Here is a 24,369-nt window from a genome sequence, read left to right as displayed (position 1 = left end):
CCCGACCTACCCGAGGAGTTCCCCGTGTTGCAGTACGTCTCCACCGAATCCACGCGGTTCATGCCGCGCGGCGGTGTCGTGCTGCCCTCGATCGGGCGAGCCCACGACCTCTGCGCGAGCGAGCAGAACTGGAAGCCGGGGTGGCGGCGCGAATAGCGCCAGCGCAAGCTGCGAAGCCGCCCACCACGCCAGGGATAGGGCGGCTTTTTCGTTACCCGAACAACTCCATAGGGGCGTAGCTCAACTGGTAGAGCATCGGTCTCCAAAACCGAAGGTTGCAGGTTCGAGTCCTGTCGCCCCTGCTTTTCGTCCCGGCTGCGGCCGGAGGCGTTGTTGATTCTCGGCTCCACAGTGGATGTCATTAGCAAGACCCCGGCCGGCGCCTGCACGGCCCGGGGGCAATACCTCCGAGACGAGGGAGACGGCTGACCCGCTCGCTTCGGGAGCGAGAGACACGGGGTTCGACACCCCGGTCCCGGACCATGGGGTTGTAGCTCAGCTGGTAGAGCGTCGGCGTGGCACGCCGAAGGCCGCGGGTTCGAGTCCCGCCTTCTCCACGTACATGCCCACCAAGCTCAATTGGTCGAGCAGCCGGGTGAAATCCGGCAGGTTCTCCGTTCGAGTCGGAGGGTGGGCACGCTGGTAGGACATCTGCCACCCATGGGCCGTTGGAGCAAGCTGGCAGCTCACCTGGTTCTCATCCAGGAGGTCACGGGTTCGAGCCCCGTACGGCCTACGCACGAAATGCCATGCGGTCGTGGTGAACTCGGCGGACACGTCGGTCTTCCAAACCGAAGCAGCGGGTTCGATGCCCGCCGGCAGCGGACGGATGGGTGGCGACGAAGTCCTGCTCGCTGACCAACGCGGCATGAACCCGTTGCTTGGAGACCACCCAATCTCCGGTCGGGTTCCGTCGGATGGGTTCTCGCTTCGGGCGGCTGGTATCGGTGTCGGTGTGCGCGGGTTGCCGGTTCCAGACCTGCCGGCCGGTGTAGCGGGGGTTGGCGAGGATCGCCGCGACCGTTCGCAGGGTCCACCGGTCGCCGCTGCGGTGGGGATTGCGGTCGGGGTCGATGCCCGACGGGCAGGGTATGGCGGCGTTGTTGAGGGCACGCGCGATGCTGGCGAGACTACGGCCAGCCAGGCGTTGGGCGAACATCGACCGCACGTGTCCGGCTGTGGCCGGATCCGGTTCGAGGCGCTGAAGCCGGCGGCCCCAGCGGGCGTGCGTGGCGTTCGGATGGGGGGGCGGCATCAACGAGCCGGTAGCCGTAGGGCGGCCGGCCACCGAGATACCGTCCCCGCTCCCGTGCTTGGGCCCGCATCGCCGTGACGACCCGGAACCGGGCGCGCTGCACCTCGCGTTTCGACTGGGCGCCCAGCATCATGATCAGCGCCCGGTGGGTGGGGTCGTGGTGATCGACCGACCCGTCCGTTTCGGGCAGCCACAGCTGCACACCGTGTTGTTCGAGCACGGGTGCCAGGTGCTGCAGTTGGTTGGCGGAGAATGCCCGTTCGTATTCGCCGACCACGATCGCGTCGAACCCGCGGCGCGGATCGGGGAGCGCGGCCAGCAGCGCGGCGGCCCTCGGACGCTGCCGCCAGCCGCGGCGGCGGGAGCAGCCGACATCGAAGTACTCGGCGACGATCATCCCGTGAGCGGCGACGAGCTCGCTGGCGCAGTCCCGCTGCCAGTGCCGGGACGTGACCCGGTCTTGGTGCTCGCCGGTCGACATCCGGCCGTAGAACGCAAACCGCAGACCATGCCGCGGTTGGGTAGGTGGTTGCGGACCGGCCTGCGGCTGGCTGTTGAGCCATCGAGTCAGGGGATCCTCGACATCGTCACCCTGGTTGTCCGACACGCCGACATTCCTACGAAGGATCTTCATGGTCGAGTCGGACAAGCAGTCCGCTGGCGCTGGTTAAGAGACTGCCGGGCCGGAGCCGGTGGTAGTCGGTTGCGGATGCTGCTGCGGTGCTTCATGATCTGGGTCGTGTTTGATGTGAAGGGCGGTTTCCGCCCCGTTCGATGAGCAGGCCCTACCGCGGCCGATGCGGTGCCCGACCTGGCGGCCAGACTCGCCGATGCGATGGAGCGCGGTGTCCTGGCCGAGGGACGGCCGGCCGTCTGTGCGCTCGGAGCGATCGGTGCGGCGGCCGCACCGGCGGTGCCGCTCCTGCGACGGTTCGCCGCCTCGGACGATGCCGCAGCGGACCTCGCCGTACGCGCGTTGCTCACGATCACGGGGGACCGGCGCATCGCGGACGACTACCTCGATGCCCGACCGGACAAGCCCCGTCGTTGTCGTATCGCCTCGGACCTGTTCGACTGGCTGGCCCAGCACGGTGGCCTCACCGATCGGCAGGTCCGCCAACTGAACCACCTGTTCACCCAGCGGGGATGGACGCAGGCCAAGTTGGCGACCGCCTACTGGCGCCACCACGGCCCGCCAGCCGCTCCGATGCTCCTGAGCACGCTTCCCCAATACCTCGACGATGACGCATACGCGCAACCTGCCATGAAGGCTCTCGCCGCGATGGGCCCACACGCTCAGCCGGTGATCCCCGTACTCGACCGTTTGATCGGGGCCCGGCATCGCGTCGGGATCAACCTGGGTGACGCCGACGCCGAGATGCGCGTTGACGAACAACTCCTACAGCTCGCCCTGATCACCCGTGCCCAGATCATCGCCACCCCCGTCTGATCGCCCACCATGGCAGCAGCGAGCCGTCGACGCGAACAGACCCGTACCAATCAGGAGGAGATTCCCGTGCCCAAGACCAGACATGAGCATGATCAGGAGAGCCTGCGCCGGCGGCTGGAGATCCTCCAACTCCCGGTCTCGCCGCTACGTCACGCCGGCTACCTGATCCCCGACCAAGCCGATCGGCAATGGGAGCGGGTACCCGAGACGGTCGGTGTGGGTCCGGACAATCATGCCTTCGCCGTCTGGGCCAGCCGGGAGCAACCCCGACGGCGTCTGATCACCATTCATGACGGCAGCCGACAGCCGGTCCGGTCCGTGCAGCTCGACGGGTGCATCGAACCCTGGTTCGTGCAGCCCTTACCCGGCGGCCGCATCCTGCTCGTCCGCTCGCGCAACCGCGATGGCGCCAACGCGGAGGTGTGGACCCCCGATGGGCATCGTGAACATCAGGGTGACCTCGGCGACGCGATCGCGCATGTGCTGACCACGCCCGGCGGCGCGATCTGGGCCGGCTACTTCGACGAGGCCATGGCCGGCAGCGGCCCCCAGATACACGGCCTCGCCCGCTTCACCACAGACCTCGAACTGGACTGGCTCTACCCGCAGCGACCAGCAATGCCGGAAATCTTCGACTGCTACGCCCTCAACCTCGCCGACGAGACAGCATGGATCTGCGCCTACACCCAGTTCCACCTCGTCTCCGTCACCGGCGACACGCCAACCGACCACGGCCGGGCCCCCTACCGCGGCGCGCACGCCCTGCTGACCGACGGCACCATCGGCGCGCTCGTCCGCGGTTACGGACCCGAGTACGACCTGGTGGGCTCCGTTCCAGATCGATGCCGCAGCGGTGGCGCCTGCCGGTGAGCCGACCCGGCTCGTCCTGCCCGACGGCATGGAGGTACGCGCGGCTCGCACCTTCTGCCGCGGCCCGGAACTCCACGTCATCATCGGAACATCCTGGTACCGCACGGACCTTGGACTACTCGGCCAGCGGTAGGGCCTTCGACATCTCCTCGCCTCGGGATTTCGCGACGAGTTCGCCCTGGTGGTCTAGCGCGGGGATCATGATTTGGCAGGGAACGTAGGTCACCAGGGCCAGTCGTCCACCAACTCCCCAACGTCTTCGCCAGGCCAGACCACACATGCTTCTGCGGCCGTCTCGTCGAAGACCAACTGAGGGCCTGCGACTGATGCCAAGGCACATACGGCGCTCAGTGCCGCAACGGAGTTCGGCTTACGGAAGGTCACCGTCTCCACCACGGCATCCGCTGGAATCGGCGGCAGGCTACTCACCTGTCCGGGTGAGTACACGCTGACCTCCCCCAGATCCAGTCCGCCAAGGCTCGCGCAGGTGCTTGGATCCGGGCACTCCGGCAACCGCGAGCCAGTCTCCTCGCCGACGATCTCGAACCAGTTCGTTCCGTGGCAGCCCGCCGACCGGAGGGCGTTGAGAACCTCGGCGACCGGGGGCAAGGGCAGAGGCTCCGGCACCCGGTCCCGAGTGCCTCGCGCGAATCTCGCCGACGCGATCCACTCCGACATCCCGTTCGCAGAGAGACCGTGCAGCGGAATTACGAAGAGCGACCAACTCACGCCGCAGTTTCCCATTCGGGGGCCGCTGGCCAAAGGCCAGGCGACACCGGGATACAAAAGGTCTCTGCGTGCGCTGGAATCGAGTCCACCGCTACGGCCTGTACTACACGGCGGGAAAACGGGTTCGGGCGGGTTTGTCAGCTCGGGCAGGATGGCGGGGTGAACTGGGGGACACGGGTTCAGCCGCCGGTGCTGGAGGAGGGTGGGCCGCTCGGCGCGGTGCGGCGCGCGGTCGACGGTGCTGCCGCAGGCGGGTGGGAGGCGTTGAACCGTCTGGTCGAGGTGCTGCTTGAGGTCGACGCTGCTGGTGATGAGGCGGTGGCGCGGTCGGCGTTGGCGATGGTGACCGGCGTTGCCGGGTTGGTGACGCGGCTCGACGCCCACGCGCGTCGGGAATCCTGGAACGGCACGTGCCAGGATTCCGCGGTGCGGCGGGTCAGGGCGCGCCTTTCGGGTATGACGTCCGGGCCGGTGGCGATGGCGTTGGCCAGTATGGACGGTGACGGGCGGGTCCGGGAGCGTGCGGTCACGGCGATGGTCGCTCGGCCGTGCCCGGAGGTGATGCCGTTCCTGGTGTTGCGTACCGCTGATTGGGTCAGGCCGGTGCGGGATCGGGCGCGTGCCGGGTTGGCGGTGCTGCTGGCCGACGATCCCGGTGCTTATCTGCCCTCGGTGCTGCCGGTGGTGCTGCGTCTCGATGCCCGGGTGCGGGGTGGTTTCGCCGTCACTCAGGTACGGGCGGCGTTGCTCTCGTCGTCGCCCGAGGTGTGGCGTGGGCTGTTTGGCTCGGGTGGCCGCCGGCAGCGGCGGTTCGTGTACGACATGGCCCAGTCGCAGGGATGGCTGCGTCTGCCGGACTATGTGACCAGCGCCGAGACTGACCGGGATGTGGGGATTCGGGTCCGGGCGGTGGAGGCGGCCTGCCGTGAGGCGGTCTGGACCCGCCGAGTTGATGTCCTACGCCGCTTGGCCGGGTCGCGGCGGTCCGAGGTGCGGGTGGTGGCGTTGACCGGGCTGGTCCGGGTCGGCCAGGACTCTGACGTTGCCGTGCACCTGGACGATGATGCGCCGCTGGTGCGGGCGGTGGCCCGGGACGCGGCCCGTCGCCTCGGCATCGACGCGCGGGAGCACTACCGGGTCGCGGTCAGTGTCGCGGAGCCGCTCCTGGGGGCGATCGCCGGACTCGCCGAGACCGGCTCGGCGGCGGATGCTCCGCTGCTGCGGCCGCTGCTGAGCCACCCGCTGGCCAAGGTCCGAGCCCAAGCGGTCAGGGGTCTGCGCATGCTGGATGCTGTCGGTGTCGGGGAGCTGGTTCCGCTGTTGCGGGATCCGTCGCCGGCGGTGGTCCGGGAGGTTGCCGCCGCGCTGCGGCCGTTGGCCGGTGCCGTGCCGCCGGGCTTGCCGTGGGAGCTGCTCGCGGACGGCCGGGTGGAGTTGCGCCGCGCCGGCTACCGCCTGCTGCGTGGCCGCGGCGTTGACGTCGAGTTGCGCGCCGCCCTTCTGCTGGCCCTCGACCCGGATCCTCGCCTGGCGGGACGTGGCAAAGCCGATGTAACCCGCCTCGCTCGAGATGCCGAACAAATGACCTGGCGCCGCAGCCCACGGCCGCAGCTGTCGGTCACCGCGGTGCAGCACACCGAACTGGTCGCGTTGGCCGCCCGAGCGACGACGGTGCTCGGCGAGGACACCAGCCAGAAGCTCGCCACCTGGTTGGCGCGTTCCCGCCCCGGCGCATGATTGCTCTCTCGGCCACGTACATCCCGGGAACGTCGACTTCCCTGGCGACGTCGACTGGCCTGGATCGGTAGCTTGAACACAGCGGAGGACGCCAGTGGATGATCGGAGCGGCGACGCCGTCGATGAGGCGGTCCTCGCGTTCGAGAGTGCTGCGGTCCTGGGATGGGTTATGAACTCCTCGTTGGCGATCACCCACCCGGTGCGTATTGAGGTCGTCGATGGGGAGGGCTGGAACGTTCGGCTCCGCGACGGTCAGCCCGATCCAGAGGCGTGGCGGTTTCTGCTCGATCTGGGCGGTCCGTACGATCTGCGGTTCGCGGATGGGAGTGTGCTCGAGGTCGACGTCGCGGGCCTCGCAGACGGTCCGTGGCATGCGGTAACCCGATGGCGGGATGCGGCGTCGTGACCGTCCGGCGGCCCGTACGCCGCCGGACTCGTCCCCTCGTGGCTGACAGTTCGTGTCGACCACGGGGACGAGACGGCTCGCCGACAGCACCGAGAGCACGCCGAGCCGAAGGGCTGCGGCATGAGGCAACACGATCGGCAGCCGCGGGGACGTGAAATGCCTGTTGCCGGTGCTGTTCGAGCGGTTGGTGATGTCCGATGAACTCGACCCGAGCATCGTTCTGGGCATGCTCCTGCGCGAGGAGTGGCGCACCTGGCCGGGCGCCGAGCAGGATGCCATCAATCGGTACCTGGAGGCGGTGTGGCGGTGCTTGCTGGCGGAATACCCGACGACTGCCAGGGGCACGGCACGGCTCTCGCCGGCATCGTCGGCGGGCAGCTGCACGGGGTGGCCAAGGACGCCCGGCTGGTGCCGGTGCGGGTGCTCGGCTGCACCGGCGCCGGCACCACTGCCCAGGTCATCGCGGGCGTCGACTGGGTCACCGCCAACGCCCGCGGGACGCGGGCGCTGGTCAACATGGGTGTCGGCAGCAGCCCCAGCACCTCACTCGACAACGCCGTGACGAACTCGATCAACTCGGGTATCCCGTACGTCGTTCGGGTTCGTCGGCCGCCAGCGCCTGCAACTACTCACCCGGCCGGGTGCCGGCCGCCGTCATCGTGGCTGGCACCACGATCACCGACGCGAAGATGAGCTCGGCGAACTACGGCAGCTGCCTGGACATCTTCGCGCCGGGCCAGAACATCGCCACCACGGCGATCGCCTCCGACACCAGCTCGATCACGTTGAGCAGCAGTTCGATGGCCTCCGCGCACGTCGCCGGCTGCATCGCCGTGGTGGCCGAGGCGAACCCCCTGTGGACCGTCGGCCAGGCGGCCAACCATGTCCTCGCCACCGCGACCACGGGCCTCGTGTCCAACCCGGGAGCCGGGTCGCCGAACCGACTGCTCTACTGCGCCCCCCTGACCGGCCGCGTCGAGGGTGCCCACCGGCCCGGGGAGCGACGGCTCCCCGGGCCGGGCCCGGCGTCAGTTCCAGGGGTTGGCGGGCTGGTCGTTGATACTGGTCCAGAAACGACCGGCCGGCAGGTTGCCGGAGGCCCAGAGGGACCAGCCGCCACCGTCGTGGAACTCCGCCATCCGCCACCCGCTGCCGAACTGCGCCGCGCAGATCGCGTCGGCCGCCGCGAGGCTGGTCAGCTGGGCGCCCGGGATGGCCGGGGTGACCGCGACGGCGCCGCCGGCCCACCTGCCGAAGCCCGTGGTGGGGATGCCGGCGGGCGCTGGCCGGCCGTCGATGCGGATGCATAGCACCGGCAGGGACGCGGTGGCGGGCGTGTCCCCGGTGTACGCGTTGGTGGTGGCGTCCCGACCCACCTGCACGACGCCGTCGCTGCGTTGGGTCAGCCGCGCCCAGGTCATCCCGGCGTGGGTGGCCGGCGGCGCGCCGACGAACAGCAGCCGGTTGGCCGAGCCGGGGCCCGGGTTGCTCACCTTGTTGGGCGTCGCGTTGGCGTACAGTGCGCTTGCCACCGCCCCGGGTGACGCGCTCGGGTTCCGCTGCAGGTATAGGGCGGCGGCGCCGGCCACCAGCGGCGCGGAGAACGAGGTGCCGCTGACGGTGTTGTACTGGTTGTCGGCGTCCAGCCAGGCCGTGCGTACGCCGTATCCAGGGGCGAACATGTCGACCTTGCCGTAGTTGCCGAAGCTGGCCCTGGTGTCGCTGCCGTCGGTGGCGCTGACCGAGATGACGCCGCCGGCCCGGGCCGGGCTGGACCGGTCGGCGTTGTGGTTCTCGTTGCCGGCGGCGGCGACCACGGTCACCCCGCGGCTGATGGCGAACTTGGCGGCCCGGTCCGTCGGGCTGGACAGCCGCAGCCAGCGCCGCCAGAAGCCCGGCGGGACGCCGTAGCTGACGTTGGCGACCGAGGGGCCGGAGTGGTGGACGGCGACCCAGTTGAGGCCCGCGACGATCGTCGAGTTGAAGACCGAGACGAGCGGGTTGTACGCGTTGCCGCGGCAGCCCGCGATCCGTACCGAGATCAGGGTCGCGCCGGGGGCGACGCCGACGGTTGCGCCTCCGGCGGCGCTGCCGACCGCGGTGCCGTGTCCGTTGCAGTCGTCACGCTGGCCGAGGAACCGGATGAAGTCCACGGCCTGGCTGGCCCGGCCGCCGAACTCCTGGTGGCTGGGCCGGAATCCGGTGTCCAAAATGTAGATCTTGACGCCGGCTCCCGTCACGCCGCCCCCCGTGTACGGGGCGTAGTCGAGTGGCAGGTTGCGCTGGTCCACGCGGTCGACCGCCCAGGAATACTCGCTCGGCTGCCCGTAGGTGTCCTGCTCGACCGACTCGACCCGAGAGTCGAGGCTCATCGCCTGGGCCTGAGCGTCGCTGGCGGTGAAGCTGAACATGCCCGATTCCATCGTGTCGATGATCGTGCCGCCGTAGCCGGCCACCAGACTGGCCGCGATGCCGGCCACGTCCTCGGGGGCGGTGGACTCGGGAAGCATCGCGATGAACTGTCCCGGTACGGGTGCCTCGGAGGTGAGGAACTTCGGCTGCGGAACGCTGGTCGGCAGGTCGCCCGCGGAGTTCCACGGGTTGGCCGGCTGGTCGTTGATCGCGGTCCAGAACCGGGTGCCGGCCGGGATCGCGCCGCTGGCCCAGAAGGTCCAGCCGCCGCCGTCGTGGAACTCCGCCAGCCGCCAGCCCGCGCCGAACGTCTCCGCGCAGATCGTGTCGCCCTGGGCCTGCGAGGTCAGCACCAGCCCGGGGATCTGCGGGGTGACCTGCACCGCGCCGGCGGCCCAGCCGCTGTAGGCATCGGTCACCACGTCCGGCGGCTTGGGTCGGCCGTCGACGAGCAGGCAGAGGATGGCCCGGGGCTGGTCGACGGCGGTGTCGCCGGCGTACGGGTTGGTCTGCGCGTCCGAGCCGACGTGGACCGAGCCACCCTGCTGGCCGAGGACCGTCCAGGTCATCCCGGTCCGCACCGACGAGGCGGCCGAGGCTGGGCCGGGGACCGCGAGGCCGGCCAGCACCATGAGGGCAGCCGCGCTGCCGGCACGCCATTTCCAGAGACGTCTCGTCACCTGTCACGTCCTTTCCGGGACATGGATAGGAGGGGGATCCCACGGTCACCGGGGCCGGGGGTCAGGAATATAACAATGAATCTGGTCGATATCCATTGTGGGTTTTGACTCCTTGCACTCCGGTCGTTGAAGCGGAAACCTCGGCAAATCGAGCGATGTGGCGGCAAAGGCGGACCATGAATTCATCCACCGATTCGGATTCAATTAGTCAACTTCGCGCCCGGTTCGGCGGATCCCTTCTGACCTGCCCTTTTCGGCCAGGTTCGGGCAACACAACTGACTGTCCGATAGTCGACACGATCACCGGCGGTCCGCCTGTTTCGGCCGGTAGCAGGTCCTGTCACGGTCGGTCACCAGGGCCGCCCGCGCCCCGTTCTCGCAGGTATCTATTCCTGCCGATGGCGCTCGCCTACCTTCCACGGCAGAGGTTGCGTCTTGGGGGAGGCACCATGTCAGGACCACTCGGCCGCCGCAGCATCCGATCGAGGGTCTGGGCCGGGGCCCGGCTGCGGTTTACCGCGACCGTCGGTGCGCTGACCCTGCTGCTGGCCTTCGGCGTCCGGGCGGACCTGCCGGACATCGTCCCGGCCTCGGTCTCCTGCGACTCGGTCGGCTACGCCTACGACGCCGCCGGCCAGTTGGCCGGCGTGCAGGACCAGGCCGGCCGCACCGCCCACTACCGGTACGACCCCACCGGCAACATCACCTTCCTCAGCAACGACGGCAGCCCGGCCCTCGCCCTGTTTTCCGTCGTGCCGCCCCGGGCGGCGGTCGGCGCCGAGGTGACCCTGCAGGGCGGCTGCTTCTCCGACGTGGCGAGCGAGAACACCGTCGAGTTCAACGGCGTCCCGGCCACGGTCACCTCGGCCAGCGGCCGGCGCCTGGTCGCCCGGGTCCCCGCCGGGGCGACCACGGGCCTGATCACCGTCTCCGTCGGCGGGGCCACCGCGACCAGCCCGCAGTCCTTCGTGGTCGCTGGCCCGGACGAGTCCGCGCCCACCGTCACCGGCGTCGCCCCGACCGTGGTGGTGCCCGGCGGGACGGTCACCGTCACCGGCACCGGCTTCGCCGCCGACGCCGCCGACAACGCCGTCACCCTGAACCGCACCCGGGCCTTCACCTCGGCCGTCGGCGCGGGCAGCCTGACCGTCCAGGTGCCCGCCGGCGCCGGTTCCGGCCGGATCGGGGTACGCACCCGCCACGGCAGCGGTGACGGGGCCGCCGACGTCTTCGTCGCGCCCGCCCCGTACACGGTCGCCGACGTGGTGCACACCTCCCGGGTCGCGCTCGGCGGCACCAGCGCGGTGTCGATCCCCAGCGCCGGCGACATCGCGCTGGTCGTGTTCGACCTGACCGAGGGGCAGCAGGCCAGCGTCCAGCTCGCAAACGGCACCTTCGGCTCCTGCGGCATATCCACCGCGAAGGTCCTCGACCCGTTCGGGCGTACCGCGGCCTCGTCCGGCTGCGTCGGCGCCGCCGGCTTCATCGACACGGTGACAGCCCGCACCGCCGGCACCTACACGCTGCTGCTGGCCGCGTCGAGCTCGGCCACCGGCTCGATCGCCGCGACCGTGCGGGAGGTGCCGGCCGACGCCACGGCGCCCACCACCCCGGGCGGAGACGCAGTCACCGTCGCCACCACCGTGCCCGGCCAGAACGCCGCCGTCACCTTTCCCGGCAGCACCGGCCAGCGGGTCTCAGTCAAGCTGAGCGGCGGCACGTACGGCACCTACAACGCCGCGGTGACGCTGCGCAAGCCGGGCGGCGGCACCGTCGTGTCCAACGGCTCCTGCGGCAGCGCCTGCTTCCTCGACACCACGGTGCTGCCCACCGACGGCACCTACACCCTCGTCGTGGACCCGCAGTCCACCTCGACCGGGACCATTACCGTCCAGGTGTACGACGTGCCCGCCGACGCCACGGCGACCGCGAGCCCCGGCGGAGCGCCGGTCAGCGTCGCCACGACGGTGCCGGGCCAGAACAGCGTCGTCTCGTTTCCCGGCACGGCCGGCCAGCGGGTCCTCGTCCACCTGACCGGCGGCACCTACGGCACCTACAACGCCTCGGCGATCGTGCGCAGGCCGGACGGGTCGAACCTGACCGGCAGCGCCTACTGCGGCAGCTCCTGCATCTTCGACACCACCGTGCTGCCGGTCGACGGCACGTACACCATCCTGGTCAACCCCGACACCAGCTACACCGGGGCGGTCACCGCGCAGGTGTACGACGTGCCGGCGGACGCGACCGTGGACGCCACGCCCGGCGGCGGGCCGGTGACCGTGGCCACCACGGTCGGGCAGAACGGGCTGATCTCGTTCCCCGGCACCGCCGGGCAGCGGGTCTCGGTGCAGTTCAGCGCGGGCACCTACGGGACGTACAACGCGTCGGCGGTGATCCGTAAGCCGGACGGATCCAACCTGCTCGGCAGCGGCTACTGCGGCGCGTCGTGTTTCTTCGACACGGTGACGCTGCCCGTCGACGGCACGTACACGATCGTGCTCAACCCGGACGGCGTCTACCGGGGCCAGGTCACCGCGCAGGTCCACGTGGTGCCGCCGGATGCCACGGCCACCGCCAGCCCGGGCGGCGCCGCCGTCACCGTGACCACCACCGTGCCCGGCCAGAACGCCGCGATCTCCTTCGCCGGCACCGCCGGGCAGCGGGTCTCGGTGCAGTTCAGCGCCGGCACCTACGGGACGTACAACGCGTCGGCGGTGATCCGTAAGCCGGACGGGTCCAACCTGACCGGCAGCGCCTACTGCGGCGCGTCCTGCTTCTTCGACACCATCGTGCTGCCGGTCGACGGCACGTACACCGTCTACCTCAACCCCGACACCACCTACGTCGGCGAGGCCACCGCGCAGGTCCACGACGTCCCCGCCGACGCCTCGGCGACCACCAGCCCGGGCGGCGCCGCGGTCACCGTGGCCACCACGGTGCCGGGCCAGAACGCCGTCGTCTCGTTCCCGGGCACCGCCGGACAGAGCGTCTCGGTCACCCTGGCCAACGGCACCTTCGGCACCTACAACGCCGCCGTCACGCTGCGCGCCCCGGACGGCACCACCGTCGTCAGTGAGGGCTACTGCGGCACGAGCTGCTCGTTCAACGCCGTCACCCTCCCGAGCACCGGCACCTACACGGTGTTCGTCAACCCGACCGGCACCACGCTCGGCGCGATCACCGCCCGGGTGTACGACCTGCCCAACGACGCCGTCGCCAACACCACCGCGGGCGGTGCGGCCGTGACGGTGACGACCACCGTCCCCGGCCAGAACGCGGTGGTGTCGTTCCCGGGCGTGTCGGGTCAGCGGGTCGCGGTGCAGCTCTCCGGCGGCACGTTCGGGTCGTCGGAGGCGACGGTGACGCTGCGCCGGCCGGACGGCACGTCGATCCTGTCGAACACGTCCTGCGGGACATCGTGCTTCCTCGACACCACCACCCTCCCGGCGAACGGCACGTACACGGTGCTGGTCGACCCGAGGGGCACGGTCGTCGGCAGCATCACGGTCAAGGTGCACGACGTGCCGGCCGACGCCGCGACCACCGCCACCCCGGGTGGCGCGGCCGTGACGGTGACGACCACGGTCCCCGGCCAGAACGGGGTGGTGTCGTTCCCGGGCGTGTCGGGTCAGCGGGTCGCGGTGCAGCTCTCCGGCGGCACGTTCGGGTCGTCGGAGGCGACGGTGACGCTGCGCCGGCCGGACGGCACGTCGATCCTGTCGAACACGTCCTGCGGGACATCGTGCTTCCTCGACACCACCACCCTCCCGGCGGACGGCACCTACACCGTCCTGGTCGACGGCCGGACGACCGCCATCGGCGCACTCACCGTCCGGGTGTACGACGTGCCGGCCGATCGCACCGCCGCGACGACCCCCGGCGGGGCCGCGGTCACCGTGACCACCACCGTCCCGGGGCAGAACGCCGTGGTGTCGTTCCCGGCGACCGCCGGGCAGGTCGTCACCATCAACCTCTCCGCCGGCGCCTTCGGCGGCGGCAACGCGGCGGTGTCCCTGCGCGCCCCCAACGGCAGCACCGTCGCCAGCACCTCGTCCTGCGCCACGAGCTGCTCGTTCAGCTCCCTGACGCTCGCCGCCGCCGGCACCTACACCGTGCTGGTCGACCCGGCCGCGGCGGCCGTCGGCAGCCTGACCGTCCAGGTGTTCGACGTGCCACCGGACGCCACCGTGAGCACCACCCCGGGCGGCGACCCGGTCACCGTCACCACCACCGTGCCGGGGCAGAACGGCATGGTGTCGTTCCCCGGCACCGCCGGCCAGCGGATCCTGGTCCAGGGCACCGGCGGCACCTACGGCACCTACAACGCCACCGGGATCGTGCGCAAGCCGGACGGGTCGAACCTGACCGGCAGCGCGTACTGCGGCACCTCGTGCCTGTTCGACACCGTGGTGCTGCCGGTCACCGGCACCTACAGTCTGCTGCTCGACCCGTCCGGCACCTACACCGGCGCGCTCACCGTCCGGGTCTACGACGTGCCGGCCGACGCCACCGCCAGCACCACCCCGGGCGGTGCCGCCGTCACCCTCACCACCACTGTCGGCCAGAACGCGGTGCTGTCGTTCGCCGGCACGGCTGGCCAGCGGATCGTGGTGCAGGGGACCGGTGGCACGTACGGGACATACAACGCGTCGGCGATCGTGCGCAAGCCGGACGGGTCGAACCTGACCAGCAGCGCCTACTGCGGCGCATCCTGCTTCTTCGACATCACCACCCTGCCGGTCACCGGGACGTACACCATCCTGCTGAACCCCGACGCGGCCTACACCGGCGCGGTCACGCTGCGGGTCTACGACGTGCCCGCCGACGCCGCGGCGACCGCGACCATCGGCGGTCCGGCCGTCCCGGTCACCACCACGGCACCCGGCCAGAACGCGGTGCTGTCGTTCGCCGGCACGGCCGGCCAGCGGATCGTGGTGCAGGGGACCGGTGGCACGTACGGGACATACAACGCGTCGGCGATCGTGCGCAAGCCGGACGGGTCGAACCTGACCGGCAGCGCCTACTGCGGCGCATCCTGCTTCTTCGACGTCACCACCCTGCCGGTGACCGGGACGTACACCATCCTGCTGAACCCGGACGGCATGTACACCGGCTCCGTCACCCTCCAGGTGTACGACGTGCCGGCCGACGCCACCGCGACCGCCGTCGTCGGCGGCAGCCCGGTCACCCTCACCACCACCGGCCCCGGCCAGAACGCGGTGCTGTCCTTCGCCGGCAGCGCCGGCCAGCGGATCTCGGTCCAGGGCAGCGGTGGCACGTACGGGACATACAACGCGTCGGCGATCGTGCGCAAGCCGGACGGGTCGAACCTGACCGGCAGCGCCTACTGCGGCGCATCCTGCTTCTTCGACGTCACCACCCTGCCGGTGACCGGGACGTACACCATCCTGCTGAACCCGGACGGCATGTACACCGGCTCCGTCACCCTCCAGGTGTACGAGGTGCCGGCCGACGCGACCGCCGCCGCCACCCCGGGCGGTCCGGCGGTCACCCTGACCACCACCGTGCCCGGCCAGAACGCGGCGCTCACCTTCCCCGGCACCGCCGGTCAGGTGGTCACCGTCGTCATGACCGCCGGCACCTTCGGCCGTTATAACGCCTCGGCGATCATCCGCAAGCCGGACGGGTCGAACCTCGGCAGCAGCGCGTACTGCGGCGACACCTGCACCTTCACCTCGGTCACCCTGCCGGCCACCGGTACGTACACCGTCTTCGTCGACCCGTCGTCCACCACCATCGGGACGCTGACCGGCGAGGTCCGGCTGCCCGCCGGGGCCGCCGCGAAGACCACGCCGGCCCCGCCGGCCGCCCGGACCGTCGCCGACGTGACCGAGACCTGGACGCCGGACCGGTTCAACCTCGCCGGCGAGGACTGGGCCAGCCACCGCACCGGCGCGTACGGCCACCTCCAGCCGGCGCTGCGTGCCCCGGTGGGGGCGACCGCGCTCGCTGGGCAGGCCCTGCTGCTCAACGGCAAGCCGCTGGCCGACGTCACCCTCTCGGTCGGCCGGCGCAGCACCCGCACCGACGCCACCGGCCGCTTCCTGCTCACCGGGCTCACCGCCGGACACCACGTCCTGGTCATCGATGGCGCGACCGCGAGCAGCCCGGGCCGCGCCTTCGGCCGCTTCGAGACCGGCGTGGACCTGCGGGCCGGGGAGACGGTCGAGCTGTCCTACCCCATCTGGATGACCCGCCTCGACACCGCCCACAGCGTCCGCTTCCCGTCGCCCACCCAGAAACAGACCGTCCTCACCACCCCGGCGATCCCCGGCTTCGAGGTGCGGCTGCCCAAGGGCACGGTGATCCGCGACCGGGCCGGCAAGCGGGTCACCGAGCTGTCCATCACCGCCCTGCCGGTGGACCAGCCGCCGTTCCCGCTCCCGGCCGGCGTGCGCACCCCGGTCTACTTCACCGTCCAGCCCGGCGCCTCGGTGATCCTGCCCGAGGGCGCGCAGATCATCTACCCGAACACCCAGGGCCTCGCGCCCGGCAGCCGGCTCGACTTCTGGGACTACGACCCGGGCCGGGTGCCGTGCACCAAGACGCCCGTCAAGTCGTACCCGAAGAAGCCGGGCAAGGCGGGCAAGGCACCCGCGGTCTGCGCGGTGACCGGCGCGGAGGCCGGCTGGTACATCTACGGCCACGGCACCGTCACCCCCGACGGCAAGCAGATCGTGCCCGACCCCGACGTGCGGGTCTGGGAGTTCACCGGCGCGATGTTCAACGGCAGCGGCAAGCGGCCTGCCGGGAGCGGCCCCGGCGAGGACGGCGACTCCGGCGGCGACCCCGTCGACCTGGCCAGCGGCCTCTTCGTCGACGAGCACACCGACCTCGTGGTCAACGACGTCCTGCCGATCGCGATCACCCGCACCTACCGGCAGAACGACACCCAGAACCGCGAGTTCGGCATCGGCGCCAACTTCACCTACGGCATCTTCATCTACTCCGAGCGGCAGTACATCGAGGCCGACCTGGTCTTCCCGGACAGCGGCAAGGTCCACATGGACCGGATCAGCCCCGGGACGGGCTGGACCGATGCCGTGTTCAAGGCCGTCGACACCACCGGGCCGTTCCGGGACGCCGTGATGACCTGGAACGGCAACGGCTGGGACCTCGTCCGCACCGACGGGATGACCTACGTCTTCGGCGAGAATGCGCCGTTGCAGTCCATCCGGGACCGGCACGGCAACCAGATCACCCTCACCCGGTCCAGCGGCGGACAGTCCGGCGACATCACCCAGATCACCTCGCCCAACGGCCGCTGGATCAAGCTCGCCTACACCAGCGGCCGGGTCACCCGGGCCCAGGACAACGCGGGCCGGGTGGTGCAGTACGGCTACGACAGCTCCGGCCGGCTGACCACGGTCACCTCGCCGGGCGGGCGCACCACCACGTACACGTACGACACCGCCAACCGGATGACGACCGTCACCGACGCCCGGGGCGTCACCTACCTCACCAACACCTACGACACCGCCGGCCGGGTGGCAACCCAGACCCTGCCCGACGGCGTCACCTACCGGTTCGCGTACATCACCGACGCGGGCGGCAAGGTGGTGAAGACGGCGGTCACCGAGCCGGACGGCCAGGTCCGGGAGACCAGCTTCGACACGAACGGCCGAGTGGTCACCGAGACCACGGCGGCCGGCACCGCCCAGGCCCGGACCGCCACCACCGAGCGCGACCCGGTCACCCACCTGCCCACCGCGCTGGTCGACCCGTACGGGCGGCGGACCGCCCTCGGCTATGACGCGAACGGGCAGCTCACCTCGCTCACCGCGCTCGCCGGCACCGCCGCCGCCCAGGCCGCCACGGTCACCTCCGGCGGGCCCTACCGGCAACTCACCTCGGTCAGCGACGACCAGGGCCGCACCACCCGGATGACGTACGACGACCGCGGTAACCTCACCGCCGCCACCGACGCCGCCGGCCGCACCCGCCGCTATGCCTACAACGCCGCCGGCCAGGTCACCTCATTCACCGACCCGCTGGGCAACACCACCCACTACACCTACGAGAACGGTGACCTCGTAGCGGTGACCGACCCGCTGGGTCGCACCACGCGCAGCTTCGTCGACGCCGTCGGCCGCCCGGTCGCGGTCACCGACCCGACCGGCGTCCAGGAGTACGTCCGCTATGACCCCGACAACCAGATCGTCACCAGCACCGACGGCCTCGGCCGGGCCACCAGCTACGAGTACGACGGCAACGGCAACCTGACGACGGTCACCGACGCCCGGGGCAACCGCACCACCGTCGCGTACAACCAGTCCGACCGGCCCGTCACCGTCACCGACCCGCTCGGCAAGCAGGCCCGGCAGACGTACGACGTACTCGGCCGGGCGGTCTCCGCCACCGACCGGCGTGGCATCACCACCGTCACCGAGTACGACACGCTGGGCCGCACTACCTTCATCGGGTACGGCGCGTCCACCGGCGGCGGCTACGAGAGCACCAAACGGTTCGGCTACGACGGCCTGGACCGGCTCACCACCATCGACGACTCGGCCGGCGGGCTGCTCACCCTCGGCTGGAACGACCTCGACCAGGTGGTCAGCGTGACCGGCCCGGCCGGCACCGTCGGCTACTCCTACGACGCCGCCGGCCGCCGCTCCGGGATGACCGTGCCCGGGCAGCCGGCGATCTCCTACCAGTACGACCCGACCGGGCTGATCGAGCAGATCACCCAGGGCGGCACCACCGCCAGTTGGCACCGGGACGCCGCCGGCCGCACCGACCGGGTCGAGCAGGCCGGTGTGGTCACCCGGTACGCGTACGACGCGGCGTCGCAGCTCACCGGGATGTCGTACCAGACCACCGGCGGGGTGCCGATCGGCAACCTCGGCTACTCATACGACGGCGCTGGCCGGGTGCTCGGCCTCACCGGCAGCCTCGCCACCGTCACCATCCCCAGCACCGGTCCACCCGCCAGCTACGACGCCGCGAACCGGCTGACCAGCCGCGGCGACCGGACGTTCAGCTACGACGACGAGGGCAACCTGACCGGCGACGGGGTGCTCGGCTACACCTGGAACGCTCGGGGCGAGCTGGCCGGCGTCACCGGCCCCGGCCTGGCCGTCTCGTACGGCTACGACGCGGCCGGGCGGCTGGCCGGCCGGACCGCCGGCGGGACCACCACCACCCACCTCTACGACGGCCCCAACCTGATCCGGGAGCTCACCGGCGCGACCGCCGTCGACCGGCTCACCGCCGGGCTCGACCAGACGCTGGTCCGCACCGACTCCGCCGGCGCCCGGGTGCCGGTCACCGACGCTCTCGGCAGCGTCCTGGGCCTGGCCGACGCCGCCGGCACGCTGACCACGCAGTACCAGTACGACCCGTTCGGCGCCGCCACCGCCAGCGGCGCGGCCAGCGGCAACACGCAGCAGTTCACCGGCCGTGAGCGCGACCCCGACACCGGGCTGTCCTACCACCGGGCCCGCTGGTACAGCCCGGACACGGGCCGCTTCCTCAGCCAGGACCCGGCCGGCTTCGGCGGCGGCAGCACCAACCTCTACAGCTACGCCCTCAACGACCCGGTCAACCTCTCCGACCCCAACGGCGACTGTCCCATCTGCATTCCGATCCTGGTCGGGGCGCTGATCGGCGGTGCCTCCTCGGTCGGCATCGGCGCCGGCATCGCGGCGCTGACCGGTCGCAAGTACACGATGGGCGACGCCCTCAGGGACTTCGCGATCGGCGGCGCGCTGGGCGCCCTCAGCGGTGGCCTCGGGGCGGCCCTCAAGGCCGGCAGCTCGGTCTGGAAGCTCAACCAGTTCCAACGCGGCCTGGCCATCGAGGCGAAGCTCGGCGGCAACCTGCCACGCAGCTTCCCGACCATCGACCGGTTCGCCAACGGCACCGCGACCAGCATCAAGAGCGTCGACCTCTCCGCGAAGACATACCAGAGCGCCAGCCAGCTCACCAGCCGGCTCCAGGGCTATGTGGACAAGGCCGCCGGGTTCGCCAAGAACAACCCGGTCACCTGGGACGGCGTCACCATCCGGCCCGGTCAGGTCGCCGCCCGGGAACTGGAGATCGTCGTCCCCCGTGGGACGGCCACCGCCGCCCAACAGAGCGTCCTCAACCAGATCGTCCAGTATGGCGCCGGCAAGGGGGTCACCGTCCGCGTCATCACCATGAGATAGGCCGGCGGGACGCCCCACGGGTATCCTGGGGCGTCCCCTCCCCACCGAGGACATCCATGACCAGACTCGCCGCACTCGACCTGCGCAGAGGTCGGTACGTCGCGCACTCCTCCTCGCTCACCACCGACGGCATGTGGATCGCCAACGGCGTCTTCGATGTCCTCGACGAGTCGGTCGACGCCCGCGACCTGGGCGCCGCCGTACGCCGGATGCTCGCCGCCTCGCGCACCGGCATCCCCAGCCCCGACCTGCGGGGCGGCCCGTCCCCGTTCGCGCCCGTCCTCGACGCGCTCGGCCTGCGGTCCTGGACCAGCTACGCCAAGGGCACCCGGCACGTGGACGTCGAGCAGGACGCCGACGCGGTGCTGGTGAGCCCGACCCGCAACGGCGGCGCCCGGGAGGGCTTCGTCGGGCTCGCCGAGCACGCGGTGCGGCTGACCGATCCGGGCGACGCGGAGCTGGGCGCGGCCCTGCGCGCCGCGCTCGACCGGTCCCGCTGACCCATGGCCGACGAGTCCCGGCTCCATCGCCGGACGGTGCTGGCCGGCGGCGCGCTGGCGATGGCCGCCGCCGCCCTCGCCGCCTGCTCCGCCGACGCCCGCACCCCGCACCGTCCCGCGGCGCCCGACCCGGCCGCGGGCCTGCCCGACATCCAGTTCGACGTCGCCCGGTTCAGCGCGCCCGAGCAGACCTCGCCCACCGGCGGGCCGTTCGTCATGCCGCCGGTGCACACTGTCTACCTCACCGCCACGCTGGCCCGCACCCCCGGGCGGGACGACCAGCGGGAGCTGGCCCGGCTGCTCGCCACCCTGGAGTCGCGGTACCCGTTCGGCGCGGCCGGCCTGATGACCTTCGTCTCCTACGGGCTGCCGTACTTCCGGCGGCTGCCGGGCGGCCTGACCGGCGATCTCGTCGGCGCGCACCTGCCCCGGCTGCTCGCGGACCCGTCCCGGTCCGTGCTAGAGGAGGCGACGCCCGCGCCGACCGATGTCCACCCGGACAACCCGGGAGTCACCAAGCAGCGCTTCACCGTCCCGGTGCGGATCGAGCAGCACGACCTGCTGTTCACGTTCCGCAGCGATCGGGCCACCGTCATCCAGGACGTGCTGGCCTGGTTCGACGGCAGCGGCACGCTGGCCGGACAGGCGACACCCTCGCCGGCCCTCGCCGGGCTGCTCACCGTGACCTCCAGCCGGCACATGTTCACCCAGGTCGGCCTGCCCCGCTCGGTCGCCGAGCAGAACCGGCTGCCCTACGCCCGGTTCATCCAGCCCGACTCCCCGATGTGGATGGGCTTCTCCGACCAGCAGTCCAACGCCTCCGGGCCGCCGGCGATCTGCACCTTCGCCGGCCACCCCGCGGCCCGGCTGACCACCGCCCGCGCGGGCGACTATCTGGACAACGGCAGCATCCAGCACCTGTCGCACGTCATCCTCGACATGCTCCAGTTCTACGACATGGCCGCGCCGGACACCCCGCCGAGCGAGAACGGCAACTTCACCAAGCGGGTGCAGTACATGTTCCACGCCCCGGCGGTGCATCCCGGCAACCCCGACCAGCTGAGCGACGGCGGCGGGCCGTCGTTCCTGCCCGCCGAGAACCGCGGCCCGGACTACGCCGAGCGGACCGCCAGGGGGATCGGCCTGCCCGCGGGCGAGCGCCGGATGGGGCACCTGTCCACCCTCCAGCGCAGCTCCCGCGCGTCCGACGGCACCCCGATGCACGTCCGCATCGACGGCCCCGGCTTCGACCCCCTGGACGTGCGGGACGGCAGCAGCCAGCCGAAGCTGCACTTCAGCATTTTCGTGCCGACCGCGGAGTTCTTCACCCGGATGCGGCGCAACCAGGCGGCCGTGGACCTGGCCCGCAAGCACCGGGTGGCCGAGCAGGACAACGGCCTGGAACGCTTCCTGACCTGCACCCGCCGCCAGAACTTCCTGGTCCCGCCCCGGCGCCACCGAGCCTTCCCGCTGGTCGAGGTCGCCGACTGAGCCCGACCGGGCCTGTACCGTTCGGAAACTCGGCCGCAGGCGCTGACGTGCGACTTTGTCCCTGTGGGATCGATGAATGGCGGCATGCTGCCAGTCATGATCCTGTCGTTCTGCTACCTGATTCTTCGTCAGGCACTGCAGCTGATCATTCTGTTCGCGCGCAGTGGGCACGCCAACGCGGTCGAGGTGCTCGTGCTGCGGCGCCAGGTCGCGGTGCTCCGTCGGCAGGTGCGCCGGCTGGATCTGGAATCGGTAGACGGTGCCGTGTTGGCCGGGTTGTCGAGGCTGCTTCCACGGGCGCGGTGGTCGGCGTTCTTCGTCACCCCGGCCACCTTGTTGCGCTGGCATCGCAACCTGATCGCGCGGCGGGGACCTACCCGGCGCGGCGGCGGGGTCGCCCACCGGTCACGGCCGAGGTGCGCCAGTTGGTGCTGCGACTGGCCCGGGACAACCCGACCTGGGGGTGCCGGCGCATTCAAGGCGAGCTGGCTGGCCTGGGCTACCGGATCGCGCCGAGCACTGCATCGCTACAACACCGTCCGCCGCCACTCCCAGCTCAGACACCAATCCCCGATCGCTTTCGAAGCCGCCCGAACAACATCAACTACGCCGCCTTCAGCGGCATGAACCCGTGTCCAAGATCAGGGGTCAAGCCCCGACCTGCGTCCCCGACGTGCGGCTGGACTCCAGCGCGGCCACGAACGAGTACGGCCAGCCCGGGATCAGCTGAGCCTGCCCCTTGCCTCGAGCGTAGACGTGGCAGAACAACCGGTCCGGGCTGGTCGGCGCGTCCGGGCGCAGCCAGTTCGACACGTCCACAGCGAGGACGATCCGCCCGTCCGCCGCCCGGGGCAGCGGCAACCCGGCCAGCCTCGCGCGGAGCCGGGCGATGTCGATCCTGCCCGCGTTCAACCCGTCGTACAGGGCGCCGTGACCCCGACGATGCTCCGCCGTCAACGTGAGATCGACCAGGCTGTGCACCGGCCCGTCGGCGCACAGGACCGCGTCGGTCAGCTCGAACAACGCGTCCGCGCGGCGCACCAAGCACTGGTAAAAGTCCCGGCGGAAGCCCGCCAGCGCCGCCGCGGGATCACTCACGGGCGTGTCGGGTAACACCAGCCCCGCGTGTGGGGCCCACCAGACGACGCACGCGCCCGAACCACCACCGGCACGGGCACCGGCGGAGCGTCTTGTTCGCCGGTGACGTGTTCGCCACCGCCACGGCTTTGCCGACCGGCGCGGGCCTGGCGGTGGAGGCCGAGGGCGCCGGCGGTTAGCAGGGTGATGGCCCCGATGACAAGTGTCCAGAACCAGGTGGCGCTGAGAACCTCGGGCTGACCCCAGGCGCCCAGGGCTCTGAGCGACAGCATGGCGATGATCAGTGGGGTGAGCAGCACGCCGGCCGCGATGGTCGCCCGGGGCGAGCAGGGGCCGGGCGGCCGGGCTCGGATGGAATGCACATCGATGTTGTGGAGCGTAGCTGTGGCGGCTGGATGGTGTCGTCGAGCAAGTTGCAGGACCGGTAAACCTCGCGGGCCGATCCGGTGTCTTGCTGGGTGACGAGGCCGGGAGGTCAGATGAGGGATTCGCGTGGGGCGGAGTTCGACGACTTCGTTCGCACACGGTCGATAGTGCTGTTACGGGTTGCTTTCCTGCTGACCGGGGATCGGCATGCGGCGGAGGACCTGCTTCAGGAGGTGTTGGAGCAGGTGTATGTGCGTTGGCGTCGAGTGCGCAGCAGCCCGGAGGCGTACGCGCGGCGTGCGTTGGTCAATGAGCCATTCCGCGCAACATTCTGATCACCGAAGGTGATCATGTGGTGCGGTCGTGTTCGGTGTGGAGCAGGATGAGTGCGGCGGCCACGATCTTGCCGATGCGCCATGGGCCGAGGCTGATGTTGCGTAGCGCCTTGAAGGTGGTCTTGAGCAGAGAGTTTCCGCGTTCGCCGATGGCTCGGAGGCTGTTGTGGGCCTTGTTGAACTGCTGCTGGATCGCGGTGAGGCGGCTGTTCTTCGGTTTCTTGAACGCCACCGTGATGGTGCGGGACTCGCCTTCGTAGCCCAGGTCGCCGAGGGGTCGTAGGTCGGCGCCAGCCTCGCGCAGGCAGGGCAGGAGTTCGGGGTGGGTGCGCAGGGCGGTGGTGTCATGCTCGCGGCCGGGACGCACGGGCGAGGTCCAGATGGGCCAGCCGTCGCCGACGGTGATCACCTGGACGTTGCCGCCATGGTTGTCGTGCTTGGCAGACCACCAGAGATCCACGCCCGGTGTCGGTCCGGGGGTGCGGCACCGGTCGGTTTCGATCAGTGTGCCGTCGATGTTGACATGGGAGTAGCCGGCGGCCTTGGCAGCGAGGAGGGCGCCGTGCAGGCTGGGTGCCTGTGCGGCGAGCACATCGATGGCCTCGTGCAGGTAGTCGTAGCCGGTGGACACGCTGATCTTGTTGTCGGCGGCAAGTTGTTTGATCCGGGTGCCGTCGCAGAACCAGCGCAGGGCCAGGATCGCCTGGTCACGGCAGGTCAGCGACCGGGTTCGGGCGCGGGTGCCGCGGCGGGTGCGTTCGGCGTCCAGCAACCCGGCCAGACGGTTCACCGTCTCCTCGCGTACCGGCAGCACAGCGGTGTATGTGACACTCATGTCGACGCAGGACCTCTATGAAGTTGATCTGTG

13 protein-coding genes, 4 tRNA genes and 4 pseudogenes are annotated in these 24,369 nt (G+C 70.8%); 16 read left to right on the top strand and 5 right to left on the bottom strand.

What is annotated here, in order from left to right:
- Positions 1–24 precede the first annotated feature (24 nt).
- The 5 genes from ACFYM6_RS28855 to ACFYM6_RS28835 all read left to right on the top strand — a co-directional run bounded on the left by ACFYM6_RS28855 (position 25) and on the right by ACFYM6_RS28835 (position 824).
- A complete protein-coding gene (locus ACFYM6_RS28855; RefSeq protein WP_387280547.1) occupies positions 25–156 on the top strand; it encodes a hypothetical protein in 132 nt (43 codons plus the stop codon).
- Positions 157–229: 73 nt separating this feature from the next.
- A tRNA-Trp gene (locus ACFYM6_RS28850) sits at positions 230–302 on the top strand.
- A 182-nt stretch (positions 303–484) separates the two neighbouring features.
- Positions 485–557: transfer RNA gene (locus tag ACFYM6_RS28845), tRNA-Ala, on the top strand.
- Positions 558–662: 105 nt separating this feature from the next.
- Positions 663–736 (top strand) — tRNA-Glu (locus ACFYM6_RS28840).
- A 15-nt stretch (positions 737–751) separates the two neighbouring features.
- A tRNA-Gly gene (locus tag ACFYM6_RS28835) sits at positions 752–824 on the top strand.
- A 71-nt stretch (positions 825–895) separates the two neighbouring features.
- On the opposite strand, the pseudogene ACFYM6_RS28830 reads toward ACFYM6_RS28835, so the two are convergent.
- Positions 896–1,159, bottom strand: a pseudogene (locus ACFYM6_RS28830) (recombinase family protein); the annotation flags it as partial.
- Positions 1,131–1,904, bottom strand: a complete 774-nt coding sequence (locus ACFYM6_RS28825) for a recombinase family protein (RefSeq protein ID WP_387280545.1) — start codon at positions 1,902–1,904, stop codon at positions 1,131–1,133. The gene ACFYM6_RS28825 and the pseudogene ACFYM6_RS28830, both read right to left, overlap by 29 nt.
- A 153-nt stretch (positions 1,905–2,057) precedes the next feature.
- On the opposite strand from ACFYM6_RS28825, the gene ACFYM6_RS28820 reads away from it, so the two are divergent.
- From ACFYM6_RS28820 to ACFYM6_RS28795, 6 genes and pseudogenes are all read left to right on the top strand, one after another.
- Positions 2,058–2,705, top strand: a complete 648-nt coding sequence (locus ACFYM6_RS28820) for a hypothetical protein (protein WP_387280543.1) — start codon at positions 2,058–2,060, stop codon at positions 2,703–2,705.
- Between the two features lie 66 nt (positions 2,706–2,771).
- The gene (locus ACFYM6_RS28815; protein WP_387280541.1) at positions 2,772–3,575 is read left to right on the top strand and encodes a hypothetical protein; all 804 of its coding nucleotides are present in this window, start codon (positions 2,772–2,774) and stop codon (positions 3,573–3,575) included.
- 696 nt (positions 3,576–4,271) lie between these two features.
- Positions 4,272–6,041, top strand: a complete 1,770-nt coding sequence (locus ACFYM6_RS28810; protein WP_387280539.1) for a hypothetical protein — start codon at positions 4,272–4,274, stop codon at positions 6,039–6,041.
- 94 nt (positions 6,042–6,135) lie between these two features.
- A complete protein-coding gene (locus ACFYM6_RS28805; RefSeq protein ID WP_387280537.1) occupies positions 6,136–6,447 on the top strand; it encodes a hypothetical protein in 312 nt (103 codons plus the stop codon).
- A 300-nt stretch (positions 6,448–6,747) separates the two neighbouring features.
- Positions 6,748–7,140, top strand: a complete 393-nt coding sequence (locus ACFYM6_RS28800) for a S8 family serine peptidase (RefSeq protein ID WP_387280535.1) — start codon at positions 6,748–6,750, stop codon at positions 7,138–7,140.
- Positions 7,089–7,295: pseudogene (locus tag ACFYM6_RS28795) on the top strand (S8 family serine peptidase); the annotation flags it as partial. The gene ACFYM6_RS28800 and the pseudogene ACFYM6_RS28795, both read left to right, overlap by 52 nt.
- Positions 7,296–7,475: 180 nt before the next feature.
- Here the strand turns inward: ACFYM6_RS28795 and ACFYM6_RS28790 are convergent.
- Positions 7,476–9,539, bottom strand: a complete 2,064-nt coding sequence (locus ACFYM6_RS28790; protein WP_357437061.1) for a S8 family peptidase — start codon at positions 9,537–9,539, stop codon at positions 7,476–7,478.
- A gap of 449 nt (positions 9,540–9,988) precedes the next feature.
- Here ACFYM6_RS28790 and ACFYM6_RS28785 point away from each other — a divergent pair, with 449 nt between their 5' ends.
- The 4 genes and pseudogenes from ACFYM6_RS28785 to ACFYM6_RS28770 form a co-directional block, all read left to right on the top strand.
- The gene (locus ACFYM6_RS28785; RefSeq protein ID WP_387280533.1) at positions 9,989–19,711 is read left to right on the top strand and encodes an RHS repeat-associated core domain-containing protein; all 9,723 of its coding nucleotides are present in this window, start codon (positions 9,989–9,991) and stop codon (positions 19,709–19,711) included.
- Positions 19,712–19,767: 56 nt separating this feature from the next.
- Positions 19,768–20,211, top strand: coding sequence for a hypothetical protein (locus tag ACFYM6_RS28780; protein ID WP_387280531.1), 444 nt, complete (start codon positions 19,768–19,770; stop codon positions 20,209–20,211).
- 3 nt (positions 20,212–20,214) lie between these two features.
- Positions 20,215–21,702, top strand: coding sequence for a hypothetical protein (locus ACFYM6_RS28775; RefSeq protein WP_387280529.1), 1,488 nt, complete (start codon positions 20,215–20,217; stop codon positions 21,700–21,702).
- Positions 21,703–21,749: 47 nt separating this feature from the next.
- Positions 21,750–22,163: pseudogene (locus tag ACFYM6_RS28770) on the top strand (hypothetical protein); the annotation flags it as partial.
- 202 nt (positions 22,164–22,365) lie between these two features.
- On the opposite strand, the pseudogene ACFYM6_RS28765 reads toward ACFYM6_RS28770, so the two are convergent.
- A pseudogene (locus tag ACFYM6_RS28765) lies at positions 22,366–22,818 on the bottom strand (transposase); the annotation flags it as partial.
- Positions 22,819–23,279: 461 nt separating this feature from the next.
- Here ACFYM6_RS28765 and ACFYM6_RS28760 point away from each other — a divergent pair.
- Positions 23,280–23,501, top strand: a complete 222-nt coding sequence (locus ACFYM6_RS28760) for a sigma factor (RefSeq protein WP_387280527.1) — start codon at positions 23,280–23,282, stop codon at positions 23,499–23,501.
- A gap of 13 nt (positions 23,502–23,514) precedes the next feature.
- On the opposite strand, the gene ACFYM6_RS28755 is transcribed toward ACFYM6_RS28760, so the two are convergent.
- On the bottom strand, positions 23,515–24,336 hold the full coding sequence (locus ACFYM6_RS28755; RefSeq protein WP_387280525.1) for a transposase family protein: 822 nt from the start codon (positions 24,334–24,336) through the stop codon (positions 23,515–23,517).
- Positions 24,337–24,369 lie beyond the last annotated feature (33 nt).

Origin of the sequence: Micromonospora sp. NPDC006431 (assembly GCF_042870725.1) — a bacterium.
In the GTDB taxonomy this organism is placed as follows: domain Bacteria; phylum Actinomycetota; class Actinomycetes; order Mycobacteriales; family Micromonosporaceae; genus Micromonospora.
The sequence above is the reverse complement of the archived record's forward strand: the minus strand, read 5'-3'. Positions and strand labels throughout refer to the sequence as shown.